12 protein-coding genes are annotated in these 15,393 nt (G+C 65.1%); 6 read left to right on the forward strand and 6 right to left on the reverse strand.

The window, feature by feature from the left end; translation table 11 throughout:
* Positions 1-121 precede the first annotated feature (121 nt).
* The 4 genes from AB0D59_RS43830 to AB0D59_RS43845 are packed head-to-tail and all read left to right on the forward strand — an operon-like array spanning position 122 to position 7,888.
* Positions 122-1,738: an NERD domain-containing protein gene (locus tag AB0D59_RS43830; protein ID WP_362577008.1), complete on the forward strand. Its 1,617-nt coding sequence runs from the start codon at positions 122-124 to the stop codon at positions 1,736-1,738.
* Positions 1,735-4,896, forward strand: a complete 3,162-nt coding sequence (locus tag AB0D59_RS43835) for a helicase-related protein (protein ID WP_362577010.1) — start codon at positions 1,735-1,737, stop codon at positions 4,894-4,896. Before AB0D59_RS43830 ends, AB0D59_RS43835 begins: the two co-directional genes overlap by 4 nt.
* A 5-nt stretch (positions 4,897-4,901) precedes the next feature.
* Complete coding sequence (locus AB0D59_RS43840; protein ID WP_362577012.1) at positions 4,902-6,791, forward strand: DUF1998 domain-containing protein; 1,890 nt, start codon at positions 4,902-4,904, stop codon at positions 6,789-6,791.
* Positions 6,788-7,888 carry a hypothetical protein gene (locus tag AB0D59_RS43845; protein ID WP_362577013.1) on the forward strand — a complete coding sequence of 367 codons (1,101 nt, stop codon included), beginning with the start codon at positions 6,788-6,790 and terminating at the stop codon, positions 7,886-7,888. Before AB0D59_RS43840 ends, AB0D59_RS43845 begins: the two co-directional genes overlap by 4 nt.
* 38 nt (positions 7,889-7,926) lie before the next feature.
* Here the strand turns inward: AB0D59_RS43845 and AB0D59_RS43850 are convergent, their stop codons facing one another.
* The 5 genes from AB0D59_RS43850 to AB0D59_RS43870 form a co-directional block, all read right to left on the reverse strand.
* Entirely contained in the window at positions 7,927-9,498 is a 1,572-nt protein-coding gene (locus AB0D59_RS43850) for a DNA cytosine methyltransferase (protein ID WP_362577015.1), read from the reverse strand.
* Positions 9,495-9,776 carry a DNA cytosine methyltransferase gene (locus AB0D59_RS43855; RefSeq protein ID WP_362577017.1) on the reverse strand — a complete coding sequence of 94 codons (282 nt, stop codon included), beginning with the start codon at positions 9,774-9,776 and terminating at the stop codon, positions 9,495-9,497. Before AB0D59_RS43855 ends, AB0D59_RS43850 begins: the two co-directional genes overlap by 4 nt.
* Before the next feature lie 37 nt (positions 9,777-9,813).
* Positions 9,814-10,347: a DNA cytosine methyltransferase gene (locus tag AB0D59_RS43860; protein WP_362577019.1), complete on the reverse strand. Its 534-nt coding sequence runs from the start codon at positions 10,345-10,347 to the stop codon at positions 9,814-9,816.
* A 148-nt stretch (positions 10,348-10,495) separates the two neighbouring features.
* The gene (locus tag AB0D59_RS43865) at positions 10,496-10,909 is read right to left on the reverse strand and encodes a very short patch repair endonuclease (protein ID WP_362577020.1); all 414 of its coding nucleotides are present in this window, start codon (positions 10,907-10,909) and stop codon (positions 10,496-10,498) included.
* Positions 10,910-11,235: 326 nt separating this feature from the next.
* Positions 11,236-12,246, reverse strand: coding sequence for a hypothetical protein (locus tag AB0D59_RS43870; RefSeq protein ID WP_362577021.1), 1,011 nt, complete (start codon positions 12,244-12,246; stop codon positions 11,236-11,238).
* A 75-nt stretch (positions 12,247-12,321) separates the two neighbouring features.
* Between AB0D59_RS43870 and AB0D59_RS43875 the strand changes: the two genes are divergently transcribed.
* Entirely contained in the window at positions 12,322-12,612 is a 291-nt protein-coding gene (locus tag AB0D59_RS43875; RefSeq protein ID WP_362577040.1) for a DUF1905 domain-containing protein, read from the forward strand.
* A 51-nt stretch (positions 12,613-12,663) separates the two neighbouring features.
* Here the strand turns inward: AB0D59_RS43875 and AB0D59_RS43880 are convergent, their stop codons facing one another.
* Positions 12,664-14,136 carry a beta-1,6-galactanase gene (locus AB0D59_RS43880; protein ID WP_362577023.1) on the reverse strand — a complete coding sequence of 491 codons (1,473 nt, stop codon included), beginning with the start codon at positions 14,134-14,136 and terminating at the stop codon, positions 12,664-12,666.
* 307 nt (positions 14,137-14,443) lie between these two features.
* On the opposite strand from AB0D59_RS43880, the gene AB0D59_RS43885 reads away from it, so the two are divergent.
* Entirely contained in the window at positions 14,444-15,205 is a 762-nt protein-coding gene (locus AB0D59_RS43885) for a class E sortase (RefSeq protein WP_362577042.1), read from the forward strand.
* Positions 15,206-15,393: the final 188 nt, after the last annotated feature.

A 15,393-nucleotide genomic window follows, 5' to 3' on the forward strand; every position in this document is an offset into this window, starting at 1 on the left:
TCCGTCGTAGTCCATCACCCAACGGGCCGTTACTGCCAGCACTTCCTCGCCAGAGGCCGCGCGCCGAGGATCTGTCGCTCGGTATTTTGAGGACGTCTGGGCGTGACCATGGGGAGAGTTGATGCGAATCATTCCGAGCGAGATCTCGAGCAGCACGAGGAGCCAGGCCGAGCGCAGTGTGTTCGCGGCACTCAAGGCGATTCCCGATGACCAGAGCGTCGCCCTGCACACGGTTCATCTCCCCAAGCACCACAAGAAACGTGTTGGCGAGATCGACTTCGTCGTCATCATGCCCGACATCCTGCTCTTCATCGAGGTCAAGGGCGGTGGGGTCCACCACCGTGACGGAAAGTGGTACTACGGGCCACCCGGTCGCGAAGCAGGCCCCAAGGAGAGCCCCTTCGCCCAGGCCAGCGGAGGCATGCACGAGTTCGAGCGGGAGCTCAGCGCCCTGATCGGGGACTTGAGGGAACACGGCGTCCCCAGCGGATACCTCGTGATCACCACGGACGTTGACATCCAACGCACGACCGAGTTCGAGCCCCAACAATATCTGGGCGCCACTGCGTACAACGGCGGACGCGGTCTTGCACAGGGCATCGAACGAGCCACTCGCTTCTGGCTGGCTCGGAACAGGTGGGCCCGCACGCCTGTCTCTGCCTCCCTGCGCAAGAGGATGCTCGAGGCCGTCCGCCCGGATTTCGACCTCGTGCCCAATTTGCAGTCCCGACTGACGCATCTCGACGTGGTCTTCGAACGCCTCACCAGCGAGCAGATCGACAGGCTCGACGAGTTGGAGTCCAATGCACGACTCGTCTGGACTGGAGGCGCCGGCACCGGCAAGACCTTCCTCGCCGCTGAGGCGGCGCGCCGCAAGTCCGTCACCGGCAGTGTCCTGTTCACCTGTGCGAGCACCACGCTGGCTGCCCACATGGACCGGATACTGACGGGCGACTCGATCACGGTCCTGCCCTTCGACCGTCTGGACGAAGTTCGAGGTCGCACCTTCGACCAGCTGATCGTGGACGAGGCCCAGGACCTGATGACCTTCGAGTGTCTGGACACCTTGGAGAAACTCGTCTGGGACGGCCTCGCCGAAGGCAGCTGGCTCTTTATGCTCGACCAGAACAACCAGGTACTGGCCCCGGACTCGTTCGATCCCGAGGCTTGGGACTACCTCCGCCCCCTGGGACTCGTGTACGGGCCCATGAAGCGTAACTGCCGTAACACCGTGCAGATCGTCAAGCAGGTCCATCACTACACGGGAGCCGACCTGGGGGTCGCGTCCGCGGGTGAGGGCGAGCCGGTCCTCTTCGCCGACGCGCAAGACGTTGGCGAGGAGGCGGTGGTCCTCGACGCCTACGTCAACGAGCTCGTGCGGGAGGGTGTCTCGCTCCGCGACATCACGCTGTTGTCCGCCGCCGGGGAGTGGGAAGCGAGCTCGGCCCGTCTGTCACAGCGAGCCTCGAAGATCGAGCGATTCTCCGACGTAGTCGGGACCGACCGCACGAAGCACCGTCTCACCTGGTCCTCCGTCACTGACTTCAAGGGCCACGAGAACCATGTGGTCTGTGTGATCGATCTCGAGCCCTCACATCTTGAGGGCCGTCTTGACGCACTTTACGTCGCCCTGACCAGGGCTCGCGCCCAGCTCTGGGTCGCTTGCCGCCCCGGAACCCGCCGGACGCTCAAGGAACTGGGTATAACCGTGCTCACGCGGGAGGGACGACTCAAGTGAACGACTCCACATCACAACTTTCCGAATACCGCGCCGACTTCGTGGCGTACCTCCGCAAGCAATTGGTCGGACCGGCAGGTCCCGAGGACGAGACGCTCGTTGACCCGCCCGACCGGCGTTACCTGATGGGCACGTTGTATCCGCGGGGTGCCTCCTTGCTGGAGCAGGCGCAGGACGACGGCGAACAGGACTTCAACGAGACTGAAGCGGGAAACGGGGAGGAGGACAGCTTCGCCGACGATCCGGTGGCCGAGGCGAACGCATGGCTTCCGTCCTCGCTCGGCTTCTCCTTCTTCACCAACGCTCGCCACATTAAGGTGACATGTGCGGCCTCCCGCTACCTGACATTTCGGGAGGGTGGGCGTCGCAGCTGGCGAAGGCAACCGCGACTCTCCACGACCGAGATCGTGTCCGCGGAACGAACGAAGCCGATTGGCGTTCTGGACGGTCACGGGTTTCTCCATGTCCGATGGCGCCCTTTCGGTAACGGCCATCTCATCACATGCGTGCTGGCGAACGCGCATGACGAGGAGGAGAGCACGCACAAGGACCGCGAATTGATGCTGTTCCAGGCCGAACTTCGGGCGACTACACTCGATGGATCATCCATCCTGGAGTACCCGAGTACCCGTCTCAACAGCCGAGACGAGGAAGAGCAGGAACTCCGGGTCCAGTATCGGAACATCGTGACCAGGGCCGTGGGACACGGATGTGCCGTCGAGTGGGACTACCAATCCGACCCCGTCACTACCGTGCGGGCCGAGGTCATGCCACAACAGGTGGTCGAGCGCATCAAACCCGACGGCCCCAAGGACCTACCGGTGCTCAACCTCGCTTATCTCTCCCAGCCGGATCTCACCGTGGACGACTTGAAGGCCGAACTGCACTCCTTCGTCCTGGGCTATCGCAAGTGGTTCGACACCCAGCGGTCGGATGCGGATTACCTGCAAGCGTGGGCTGCCGAGCCCACTGCGCGCATCCTGGAACGCATCGGGAGGACAGTCGACCGCATGACGTCGGGAGTAGAAGCCCTTACGGCATCAACCCCCGCAGGAACCAAGGCACGTGAGGCCTTCCGGCTGGCCAACCGGGCCATGGCGCTCCAGATGCTCCACAGTCGCCCAGAACTGGCGGGCAGTCGTCGCCGCAGAAACAGCGAAGTGCTCGAACTGTCCGAGCCTGACGGTGACTATGCATGGCACCCGTTTCAGCTCGCCTATTTCCTGCTCGTGATCGAGGGTCTGATGAAGCCCGAGCACGAGAGTCGCAGGACAGTCGACCTCATCTGGTTCCCCACAGGCGGGGGTAAGACGGAGGCCTACCTCCTCACCGCCTGTTTCGAGATCCTCTGGCGCCGGTTGACGTTCGGTGCTGCTGGGGGCGGCACGGCCGTTCTGAGTCGGTACACGCTGAGTCTCCTCACCACGCAGCAGTTCCAGCGCACTGCAACGGCAGTCTGTGCCCTGGAGTACATCAGGAGAGGGCACGACGGAGGGTTGTCTCATGAGCTGGGGCAGGAACCATTTTCGATCGGTCTCTGGGTGGGCAAGGAGACTACGCCGAACAAGATCTCGGCCGCGCAGGACGAGCTGGATGCCCTGAAGCAGATGAACACCCCCGATGATCGCTTCCTGCTCGAGCGTTGCCCTTGGTGCGGCACCGAGATCGTCCCGGAACGGCAGGGGCACGATCGCGACTTCGGCATCCGGGCGGACGGAGTCACCACCTCGTTCTTCTGCCCGCGCGACGCATGCGTCTTCCACGAGCTGCTCCCCGTGTCCGTCGTGGACCAGCAGATCTACAAAGAACCGCCGACGTTCGTCCTGGGCACCGTGGACAAGTTCGCGCGACTGGCTTGGGAATCAGAAGCGGGCAATCTTTTCGGCGGGAACGGCAAGCGTGCTCCCTCGCTGGTCATCCAGGACGAGCTGCACCTCCTGGCCGGACCTCTGGGAACCACGGTCGGTCTGTACGAAGCAGCCGTCCTCGAGCTCTGCACCCGCGGCGGCACCATACCGAAGGTCATCGCGTCCACAGCGACGATCCGACGTTCGCAGGACCAGATTCGCAGCCTCTACGGTCGACCCGCACAGCTCTTCCCTCCGGCGGGGATCAACGCCGGTCACTCCTACTTCGCCTCGCCCGACAAGGACAAGCCCGGACGTCTGTACGTGGGTGTCATGGCGCAGGGTCACACCGCCTCGACGTCGACCGTGCACGTGGGGGCCGCCGCGCTCCAAGCCCCGAAGGAGATCTGTGACGACGACAACCTCCGTGACGCGTACTGGACCACGGTCGCCTATCACAACAGCCTGCGGGAACTTGGCAGAACCGTCACGATCGCACGGGACGACATTCCCGCGCGACTCGAGCATCTGACGAAGGACGACACTCAGCGACGCGGGCTGAACGACGACTCGGTTGTCGAGCTCACGAGCAACATTCCGCGCGCCGCTCAACCACGACTGCTCGAGCGTCTCGGCAAGAGCTTCAAGGAGGCTGGCAGCGTTTCCTTTCTCGCCACAACCAACATGCTGTCCGTTGGCGTCGACGTTCCGCGGCTCGGCCTCATGCTCATGAACGGACAACCCAAGACGACTTCGGAATACATCCAGGCCACCAGCCGCGTAGGTCGTCGTCATGTACCGGGGCTGATCGTCGCGCTCTTCCGCTCGACCAAACCGCGTGACAGATCGCACTACGAGTCGTTCGGCGTGTACCACCGCTCGCTCTATCGGCATGTCGAACCCACCAGCGTCACACCGTGGTCCATGCCCTCACGCAAACGGGCCCTGCATGCGGTGCTGACCATCCTTGTGCGACATCGAATCGGGCTGGACGCGGAGAACAGGGCCGGAGACATCCTCGATCACGCGGATGAAGTCGCCCGGATCCGCGACCTCGTGGTGGATCACGCGCGGCGAGCCGATCCAGAAGAGGCCGACGCCGCAGCCGAGCAGCTGGACTCCCTGATCGAAGCCTGGATGCAGGAGGCCGAGATCGCGCGCGGCGAGGGTAGCCGCCTCTACTACCAGCCCCAGGGACGACTGCACCCGTCGCTCCTCAGAGACTTCGGCAAGCAGGGTGGCCTGTGGGAGACAGCGCAGTCGATGCGCAACGTCGACCGCGAGTGCCTCGTCAGCGTGAAAGGAACATGAGGGCCGTGAAGGACATTCGTCGCAAGGTTCGCAGGTCGCAGACCATCGTCCCGTTCGGCGTCGGTGGAATCCTCGATCTGCGAGGTGAATCGTTCGTAGCCGCCGACATCCGTAGTTGGGCAGCGAATGCCGAGCGGGTGGATTCACCACGGCTTGCAAGGAAGCTGGGAGTCGAAGGCTTTCGGTCGGCCCCCGTCATCCCCTCCGGAAAAGCCGCTTACGCGAGCCGCAGCGGCCCCTCCTACGTGCGGTTTCCCAAATGGCTGTTCTGCCCTCAGTGCAGGGAAATGGAGTTCTGGCGCCTGGAACGCGAGCAACGGGACAGGCAGCCGACCTGCGGGCGCTGTGCCGGGAAGCCGCAGCTGGCTCCGATGCGTTTCATCCAGGTATGCAGGGCGGGTCATATGGCCGACATCGACTGGCGTAGATGGGCCCACTCTAGGAGTGAGGGTCATGCTCAGCGCCAATGCCAGGTTCGTCGGCTCCGGTTCCTCGCCACTCCCGAGTCGTCCGGGCTGGAGGCGCTGCGCGTCGTCTGCGCCGTTTGCCGAGCCGGTCGCAATCTGGCAGGAATCAGCCAGAAGAACATCCTCAAGCAGACAGGCGTGGAGTGCGCGGGGACGCACCCCTGGCAATACGAGACCGACGAGACGGATCCCTGCGAGGAAACGCCACAAGCGGTACAGCGGGGTGCTTCCAACGTGTACTTCCCGATCACCCACTCGGCGATCGACATCCCGGCGCCGGCGGGCCTGTCCGAGGAGGACGAATCGACCCAGAGGGTCGTCAACCACTCTCTGTGGCCAGACTTTAACAACGAGTACGGCAGCCCGATCTCTGACGCCTACAGAGCTGTGATCGCCAACCAATGCGAGGTCGCAGAGGAGTTCGTGGAAACTGTGCGACGCCGCCATGCCGACGAAGCATCGTCGATGTCGTCAGCCGGTCAGGACGAGGACCTCAGTATCGCCGAGTGGGCGGCCTTCTCCGCTCCGGAATCCGTCGCCGATTCCAAGACGTTCTCCGTGCGTCGGACCCATCTCGGGGTCGGCCACGAGGCCCCAGGGTCCATGCAGGAGCTGGCCGAGGGCATAACCGCCGTGGTCGTCGCCGACCGGGTACGCGAGGTACGTGCGCTCCAGGGATTCTCGCGGTATGAGCCCAGCTCAGGTGACGACGAAGAGGGCGAGGGTGGGCGCGTCGTGTCGGTCAACACACAGACCAGGGTCCGATGGCTGCCTGCCATCGAGACCTACGGCGAAGGCATCTTCATCGCCGTCGACGAGCAACGCGTGAGCGCCTGGGAGCGGCTTGATTCGGTGCGCGACTGGACACGACGCATCATGCGCAACATGGACGCCTCCTTTAAGGCCGACCGCCTTAGGGAAAAGACGGGTCCGGAGCTTCTTCCGAGATTCGTGATGCTGCACACGCTGGCCCATCAATTCATCCGCCAACTCTCGTATGACAGTGGATACAACGCAGCGTCACTAAGAGAGCGTGTCTACGCTCGAAGTCATCCGCCGGGGAGTGAACTTCCGCCTCAGGCTGGTGTGTTCATCTACACAGCCGCCGGAGACGCCGAGGGGACGCTGGGCGGGCTCGTACGCCAGGGGCAGCCACCGAACCTCGTCGAGACTTTGATCCGACTGCTCGAATCGGCGCAGTGGTGCTCCCAAGACCCACTGTGCGCCGACTCGACCGGTAGGTCGCTGGCCAACCTCAACCGTGCCGCCTGCCATGCCTGCACGCTTCTTCCCGAGACGTGCTGCGAGATCGACAACTCCCTTTTGGACAGGACCCTGTTGATCGGCGACGGCGAGGTCCCAGGGTTCTTTCGCGGAGTTGTTCAGGCCGCACTCGAAGAGTCGGCAAGAGCCGTCGATGTGCCGTGAAGATCCCTTCCCTCCTCGACCTCGACACCGAGCAACGGGCAGTCGTCGACCTCCCGTTCCACGGAAACCACGTCGTCACTGGGGTCCCTGGGGCCGGAAAGACCGTGATGGCCATCTATCGGGCCTGGGCGTTGACAGTTACCGGGCGCGACGTGGCCCTCTTTACGCACTCCAATCTGCTGCATCAGTACCTCGCACAATTGGCGCCGAACCTCACGGAGGCCCTGAACGTCACTACCTACCATCGGTGGTTCAGGGACTTCTGGCACAAGCGCTTCCGGACCGATCCCCCGCTGGCCGGCGAAGATGCTTTTGGCTACGACTGGATCGGGATACAGCGAGTCTGCGTCAGACAAAGAGTGAGATCGAACGCGCATCTGGTGATCGACGAGGGTCAGAACCTGCCCGTCGCCTTCTACCAGTTGTGCCACATCCTCGGTGTCGGCGTCACCGTGTTCGCAGACGAGAACCAGCGGATCGACGACGACGACAGCAGCCTGTCCGAGATGCGACGGTTCCTTGGCGCACCGGCCGTTCCGCTCCTATTGCGGGAGAACCGTCGGTGCAGTCGGGAGATCGCGATCCTGGCGTCAGAATTTCGAAAGGAGTCGCGGGACATGATGCCCTTGCCGACGCGCGTCGGTCCCATTCCCACCGTCCTGAAGGTCCCATCCGTGGAGTTTCTCCTCGCCAGTGTTTCTCAGTGCTTCAAAGCCCACCCGGAGCGAAGCATCGGCATCATTTGTAGATCGACGAGACTGTTGCGGGACGTCCAGAGCAGACTCACGCACCTCGGCCTGGCGAAGTACACCCAGGCGTATGCTCACGACGATCGCTACCGGGACACCATCAACTTCTCGACCCGCCCGATCCGGATCGTGACCACGGCCAGCATGAAGGGCTTGGAGTTCGACAGTGTCTTCGTGCCGGACTTGGACGCGTACACAGAGGACCCGACCAGCGTGGACGCCCGTCTTCGACTTTTCGTGTTGTGTACACGCGCTCGCGAGGATCTGCACTTCGCCTACCGTGGCCCCGAAGAACCCACCGTTCTTTCGAACATCCCAGAATCCGTGTTGGTACGCCACACCGGTTGATCGTGTAGCCAGTCATACCGTCCCGGGTCAGGGGGGGGTCATCTGTCCGTGAGTGGGTGCCCCTTCAAGCCGCGGTGCCCGCGGGGCTTCACCGGCCTGGCAGGCTTCCAGAACTCCAGTTTCTCGGCGGCTTGCTTCAGCCTGCCCCTGGCATTGTTGCCGCTCAGCTCGGGTTCAAGTACGTGCTGCAGCACGTACAGCGCGAGCCTGGGAGGCACGGCGTTACCGATCTGTTGGGGTACGTCGTTGCCGCTCCAGGGGTATTCGACGGGGAACGTCTGGAGCACGCCGGCCTCGGCATGGGCGAAGCGGTCGAATTCTGTGAGGTCGTCGTTGGTACCCTTGTGAACCAAGCGGTTCCGCGACACCTTCCCGGTGATCGTGGCAGAGGGGACGTCGTGGTCGCGCCGACCGCGCGCCTCGGGGTCCCCACCGGTCCCGTAGTTTGAAACGACGGTGAAAGCGGGACGCTTGTACACCTTCCCCGGTGAGATCTTCCGCGCCTTCTCGAGTGCCAGTTCCATGGAAACCCAGGGCTCCCTGGGAGCTTCTTGGGAATCCTCTTCCGAAGCTTCCCCAAAGAGGGTATCCGAGTGACGTGCTTTCGGTGGCATGGTGGAGCGGCCCCCGGGCTGATAGCGCTCGTGAGTTTCGGGCACGTCGAGGAGAAGATCGGTGGGGAGCCCGTTCTGAGGGGCGGTCGGAACGAGACGGGCCATCAGTACCGCACGCCGTCGAGTCTGTGGAACGCCGAATTCCTCGGTGTGCATCAGCTGCCTCCGGGTCCGATATCCGAGGGACGTGAGCACCTTGGCGTACTCCTTCCACACCGGCATCACCGCGGGCACCTGCTCCAGGATGACAGCTTCGTAAGGCTTCGAGCCGGGGCGCTTGCTCCGTTCGATCACCCACCAAAGGGGCTGCAGGACCAATCCCGTCCGCTCGTCGCCCAACTCCTCGAGAATGTCCTTCAGTATCTTGAGCCCCTCGGCAAGATCCCAGAACTCCTTGAGCAGACCCTTGAGTTCGTCATCGTCATCCGCAACCTCAAGATCCTTCGGGGCCCTAAGCCCTTTCAGGAAGCTCTTGACCTGGTTCGAAGACCGTCCGAGCTCTTCCAGCCTGTTCCTGATGGCCTTGCGGTTCGTGGCCCTGAGCTCCTCGACCTTGCGTTTCTCGGCCCTGACCTTCTTGGCCTCGATCTCTTTCTCTCGGAGCTCCTCCGAGATCCTCCGCCAGGTCCGGAAGATCTTTATCCAGTCCGGGTTCTCGGGACGCACGACTTCGTGCAATTGCTCGATGTACTCCACCACCTGGTCCAGCGCCCGTCGCCCAGCCCCGTGTCCGGCGACGGTGAAGGTCTGGCAGGGAGGTCCACCGGTTAGCACCTGAGCAAGAGGGAAGAAGGTCGCACGGTAATGCCGGACATCTCCCCGGAAGGTGTCCATTCCCGCCGCTCCACGGGTGGCGCATGCTCCCGCGTCCCATTCGATGCCGGTGACCTCGTACCCGAGGACATGTGCCGCCACATCCAGCCCACCCGGGCCCGCAAATAGGTCCAAAATGCGGAAGTTCGCAGGTGGGGAGTGTTCCTTTTTGATGTGGCTCATGGGCTTGAAGTGTAGCCGGCGTTAGAGGGTGATGGTTCCTGTAATGCCGCTACCACCGCACGACCCAGCGCCTCGCCCACAGCCGGTGGCGCGGCGTTGCCCACCTGTCGGTAGCGGGCGGTCTTGCCACCGGCGAAGAGCCAGTCCTTGGGGAAGCCCTGGCGGATGGCCGTCTGGTCCACCGTGGTCCGTATCAGTCCGTCGTCGCCCAGGGACGGATCCCACTTGAGGTCGGGACCGGGTGGCTCGTTCGTGAACGATTTCGTGTAAACCTCCATTCGTCGCCACTTCGCCTTCGTGCCACTCGGTCCGAAGTCAGGACCTTTGTGGTTCTTCGATCCGCCTGCAAAGTCGGCGCGACGCTCGTCGCCTGGGCCGCCCAGTGGTCGGCGTCCGGCCAGTCGCGGCAACGCATCGACGGCGCCAGCGCCTCTCCGACCGACACGCGCTTCTGGGCGGTGGGGCGAGGCGGTCGGATTCCCCTGCCCTTTGCTGCTTGAGGCCACGAGGATGTCTTGTTTTGCGGTACTGAGGGACTCCGAAGTCGGCGGCGTTCCGGACGACCCAGATCAGGTCGTAGCCGAGGTGGTCCAACGCCTTGCGGAGGAAGTCCCGTATCGGCGCGAAGAAGTCCTCCTCGACCAAGGTGGTCATGTTCTCGATGACCAGCGATCGTGGCTGTACGGCGCGGACCAGATAGGCGGTCGCCTCAATGAGGCGGAGCTCGGTGTCAGGCGATCGACGCGTCACCGTCGAGTTCGACTTCACCCGGGGTAGTCCGGCCGTCAGCAGGTCGACGTCATACGCCTCTGGGTGATCCATCGGGTTGAAGTCGAGAGAGATCCGCATTCACATGTTCCAGTGCAGCCGATGGCTATGAGCGTGTCACAGGCGTACTGCTCGATGCCCAGCAGGAGTCGAGGAGCGAAGCCCTCCTGTTCCAGGCCCAAGGCCAAGTTGCCCGCTCCCGAGTACACATGGACGAACGTAAACTCGGTTACCGAGCCCTCCCCCTTGATCGTCTTCGTTCCACGGCTGCGCGGCGACGTTGGACTGCCTCGGCGATACGCAACGCCACCGCGTCAGGCGCCTCGTGCTCCCAGAACCGTAGGACCTCCCACCCGGCGGCCACGAGGTGTTCAGTAGTCTCCGCGTCTCGAGCCATGTTGCGGTCCAGCTTTTGACGCCACCACTGTGTGTTCGACTTCGGTTGCGTTGCGTGTTCCGGGCATCCGTGCCAGAAGCATCCGTCGATCAGCACGGCTAGCTTGATCGACGTGAACGCCACGTCGATCCGGCGTCGGGCCATGCCCGGTACCGGGTACTCCACCCGATAGCGCAGCCCGGCCGCGTGCAGCAATCGTCGTACGGCTAGCTCGGCCGCAGTGTCTTTGCTCACCTGCATGCTCATGCGGGCGGAGACTGCGGGAGAGGAGGGGGTGACGTCTGGCACGGGAACATTTTGCCAGCGGTGGGTGTAGGACACGTAGTGAGGCGAGAGCCCTGCCTGGGCCGAGGTCGGCATTCACGGCCGAAGACCGGGGCCGCCCGCTTCTTCGCAAGTGTCGTGCCTCCGCGAGGCCGCTACAGCACGGGCTGGAAGCGAGCGGGAGGCCCGGGGGAAGCGGGCGGCTTTCCGGGCTGTGCCCTGGGTGGGCTGCGGTCGTAGCCGTTGGTTGGGGCGAGTCGGGCGACGGGTTGGGGGGCACGCCGGATGCCTGGGGTGGTGGGCGGCTTTTACGAGCCATGACAGGCGTCGTACGGCTGAGTCTCGCCGCACCAGCACTCAGAGCTCCGCTGCGGAGGCCAAACCACCGCCCGCCCCCGCGCCGCCAGAGTCGTCGCATACTGCGGCAGCAGTGTCGAGTCCCCCGGGGACGAGCCCTCCGACGCCGCGAACGCCTCGTAAGACGGCACCGTCCCCGTCACGATGCCCAGGTTCGGGGTGCCGGACGCCGACAGTTCGCGCAGTGACGACTCTATGGTCGCGAGGTGCTCGGGGTGGGACGGGTACTCGGCGGCCAGGTCCGGGTACGCCGAGAGGAGTTCCGTCAGTTCTCCCGCCGGCCAGTGCAGGACCGCCACCGGGAACGGGCGGGACAGGGCCTCTCGGTAGGTGCCGAGCTCTGCTCGGAGGCGGGAGATTTCGGCCTCCAGTTCGGCCGGGTTGTCCGAGCCCAGGGACCAGACGCGCTTCGGGTCGTGGAGTTCGTCCAGGGAGACGGAGGAGGAGTGGAGGGTGTCCGCGCGGGCGTCCCAGTCGTCGTGGGGAAGGCCCAGCATGCGGCGGACCCGGTGGCGGCCGATCAGCACCGGGTGCGTGGCGTAGGGGGGTTCCGTCACGTCCGTGAGGAGGAGGGTCGCCGCCTCCGTGAACGTGTCGTGCGCCGACTCCAGCTCGTCGTGGGACTCGAGGGACTCGGCGATGATCACCCAGGGGGCCGGGTCCCGGGGGCTGGTGGTGCGGAGACCGTCGATGATCGCTCGCGCCTCGGCCTCGTGGTCGTACTCCCACAGGTTCGACGCCTTCAGAGCGCGGACCAGCGGCGCGTTCTCCAGGCCGTCCGGTGTGGACAGCAGGCGGTCGTAGAGCGCGGTCGCGGCGGGGCGGGCGTCGGCCAGTTCCAGGTGGGCCGCGGCCTGGAGCAGCAGGGCCTCGGCGTCCTCGGGGTAGAGGCCGGCGGTCCGCTCCAGGCGTGCCGCTTCGGCGGTGTGGTCGACGTTCTCGGCAGGCGTGTCGGGGCGCATGAACGACACGGTACTGCCCGTCGGTGACAAGGAGAGATAGAGATGGGGGGAGTAATCGAGGAGGAGGGACGTCCTGTGCGCTTCGTGTTCGGTGGGAGTGTCGTGGAGTGGCGGGGGCCCGCGCCGTACTACTTCGTGCCCGTGCCCGACGAGGAGTCGGAGGAGATCCGGGCTGTCGCCGCCATGGCCTCGTACGGATGGGGGGTCATTCCCGTCGAGGCGACCGTGGGCGGGGTGGTCTTCGAGACGTCGCTGTTTCCGAAGGACGGCGGGTATCTGCTGCCGCTGAAGAGTGCGGTGCGCAAGCCGCAGGGGTTGGGGGCGGGGGACGAGGTGAGTGTGGAGATGCGCGTTCGGTTGCGGTAGCGGCGCCGGGGGCGTGGTGGGTGGGCCGCGTGCCCCCGGCGCCGGGGGCTCCTAGATCGTCACGCCGTCGATCTGCAGTGTCTGTACCGCCTTCGCCGGGACCGATACCGCCACCGTCTTCCCCGAGACGTATGTGTCCGAGTACGACTTGTACAGGTCGCCGCCCGTCGTCACCGTGTTCCAGCGCGGGACCAGGCCGCCCGAGCCGCCGGTCACTGTCGTGAAGCCGGAGAGGTTGAAGGTGAAGGTCTGGGCGGAGGTGGCGGTGTTGAGGGCGACGATCACCAGGCGCTTCGCCGACGAGTCGTAGGCCGCCACCGCGTTGCTCACGCCCGTGTCCAGGATCTTCATCCCGGGGCGGATGTGACGGCTGAACTGCGCCATCACGTAGTACTTGGTGGTGACGGCGCCCGCCGCCAACGTGTTCGCGTCGTACGCGATCATCGCCCAGTTCGAGGACGGGTCCATGACCTGCCAGTAGACCCAGGCGGTGGGGTGCAGCCAGCGGAAGTCGTAGAGGAGGTTGAAGGCGAGGGTGTAGCCGGTGCCGTCGTTGTCGCCGGTCTCGGAGTTCCAGAGGGCCTTGCCGGCCGTGGTCACGACGTCCGTGTAGAGCAGGTCCCTACGGCCGCCCGAGCCCTGGTAGCCGTGGACGTTCACGCGGTCCACGTAGCCCTTCGTGGTGGAGGAGAAGGAGCTCCAGGTGGTGCGGGCCAGGTCGTAGCTGGTCTCGTCCGATGCCGAGATCTTCGTGCCGGTGAGGCCGCGGGTGTTCAACTCGCTGCGCAGGTAGGGGAGTACGGCCGACTGGACGGTGGCGTCCATGTGGCAGCCCTCCTGGGTGCCGGTCGCCGTCCACCAGGAGGACGAGGGCTCGTTGAAGGCCTCCACCGTCGCGAAGTTCACGCCCCAGTTGTTCTTGGCGTAGAGGGCGACGGCGGCCAGGTGGGAGGCGTGCTGGCGGTAGTTCCAGGACTGGAGGTTGTTGCCGCCGCCGGACGCGCCGGACGGGTTGTGGTTGAGGCACATCCACCACATGGGGGAGTTGGCGAAGAGTTCGGCCGTCGCGCCGCGGTTCACCGCCTTCACGAGCATCGCTCGTTGTGTCGCGTCCGCGGTCCAGTCCCAGGCGGAGGAGGTGGGGTCCTCGTTGTTCCAGTCCTGCCAGTAGCCCTCGATCTGCTTGTACGCGGGGATGTTGGCGGAGGCCACCATGCTCTCGCCGTTCACGGTGTTCCAGCTGCACCCGCCCAGGTTGTAGCGGGCGATGTTCAGGCCGAGGCCGGGGAGCGAAGTGCTGTTGTACGTCGTCGACTTGGTGGTGAAGAAGATGTCGGCGAAGTCGTCGCGGGTGCCGAAGACGTTGCCCCACCAGGCCAGCGAGGTGCCCCAGCCCTCCCAGGTGCCGTACGACGTCGACGGGCTGACGGCGATGGTGGCGTCGGCGCGGGCGGTGCCCGTGGCCAGGGCGCTGCCCAAGAGGCCGCCGCCCGCGGCGGCCAGGAGTGTTCTGCGTCGGATCATGGCTGTTTCTCAACCTCTCCGTTGCGGCTCAAGCACCGGTTCCCGGACCGGCGTTGACTCGTCCCCCCGCATGCCATGACGAAGCATCGGGTGTGGCGTGTGAGGTTGTCGAGGGTTGCGACAGCGGTTTCTAAAACCCGTGGAGGAAGTGATCGTGGGGAGGGATCGAGGAGAGGGGCCGTGGAGAGGGGAAGGGGCGGAATTCCCTACGACTCTGGAGACTTGGCGGTGTTCGCCTTATCGTGCGGCTCCGGTCGGGGGTCGGTACCGGCCGGGGTCGGCGGGAGGTGCGTGCGCGGTGCGAGTCGTGGGGCACGGCGACCGGCGGTGGCGGGCCCGGCGCCGGCGGGTCCTGTGGAGCGGGGGCGAACTCCTCGTCACCGTGGGCGTGGTGCTCATGCTCCTCGTCGTGCACCAGCTGTGGTGGACCAACCGGGAGGCCAGACAGGGGGCCGAGCGGAAGGTGGAGGCGCTGGAGCGGGAGTGGGGGGACTCCGGCGGGTCCGGAGGTCCGAGCGGAGAGGCGAAGAGCGACTCCGGTACGACGGGCTCCGCGCCGTCCGCCCGTTCCGGCGCCGGGCGGCGGCAGACGTCGTACACCACGCGTGTCGTCGCCTCCCAGGCCTACGCGATCCTCGTCATTCCCCGGCTCGGCCTCCGTGTCCCGGTCGCGGAGGGCGTCAGCAAGCCGAACGTGCTCAACCACGGGTACGTCGGCCACTACCCCGGCACCCAACAGCCGGGCCAGGCAGGGAACTTCGCGCTCGCCGGGCACCGGAACACCCACGGGGAGCCGTTCCGGTATCTCCCCCGGCTCCGGCGCAAGGACACCGTCGAGGTCGAGACCAGGTCGGCGACCTACACGTACACCGTGGACCAGATCCTGCCGCAGACCTCGTCCCGTGACTCCGGGGTCATCCGGGCCGTACCGCGGTCGATCGTGAAGCCGTCGTACGGGTACCAGGAGCCCGGCTACTACATCACCCTCACCACCTGCACGCCCGAGTTCACCTCGCGGTACCGGATGGTGGTGTGGGGGAAGCTGGTGTCGATGCGGCCGCGGGCGTAGGCGCCGTGTCGTCCGATACCTCGGTGCCGGTGCCGTCTCCTTGGCGGTGCGCGCATGCCGGTTTTTGCCAGCCATTGGGCTCACCCATACCTCCCGCATAACCGCTCTCCATAGTCTCTTGGGTTGGCATGTGCACAGCGTGGAGTACGGGGGTGGGGTGGCATGTCGGACCTGAAGAAGGAAGCCGC

This window comes from Streptomyces sp. NPDC048417 (genome assembly GCF_040651615.1).
In the GTDB taxonomy this organism is placed as follows: domain Bacteria; phylum Actinomycetota; class Actinomycetes; order Streptomycetales; family Streptomycetaceae; genus Streptomyces.

Coding starts and splice junctions, on each gene's coding strand:
- AB0D59_RS43855 (WP_362577017.1), bottom strand. CDS start 9,776: ATGGAGGTTTACACGAAATCGTTCACGAACGAGCCACCCGGTCCCGAC.
- AB0D59_RS43830 (WP_362577008.1), top strand. CDS start 122: ATGCGAATCATTCCGAGCGAGATCTCGAGCAGCACGAGGAGCCAGGCC.
- AB0D59_RS43860 (WP_362577019.1), bottom strand. CDS start 10,347: ATGCGGATCTCTCTCGACTTCAACCCGATGGATCACCCAGAGGCGTAT.
- AB0D59_RS43870 (WP_362577021.1), bottom strand. CDS start 12,246: ATGCGCCCCGACACGCCTGCCGAGAACGTCGACCACACCGCCGAAGCG.
- AB0D59_RS43865 (WP_362577020.1), bottom strand. CDS start 10,909: ATGAGCATGCAGGTGAGCAAAGACACTGCGGCCGAGCTAGCCGTACGA.
- AB0D59_RS43880 (WP_362577023.1), bottom strand. CDS start 14,136: ATGATCCGACGCAGAACACTCCTGGCCGCCGCGGGCGGCGGCCTCTTG.
- AB0D59_RS43850 (WP_362577015.1), bottom strand. CDS start 9,498: ATGAGCCACATCAAAAAGGAACACTCCCCACCTGCGAACTTCCGCATT.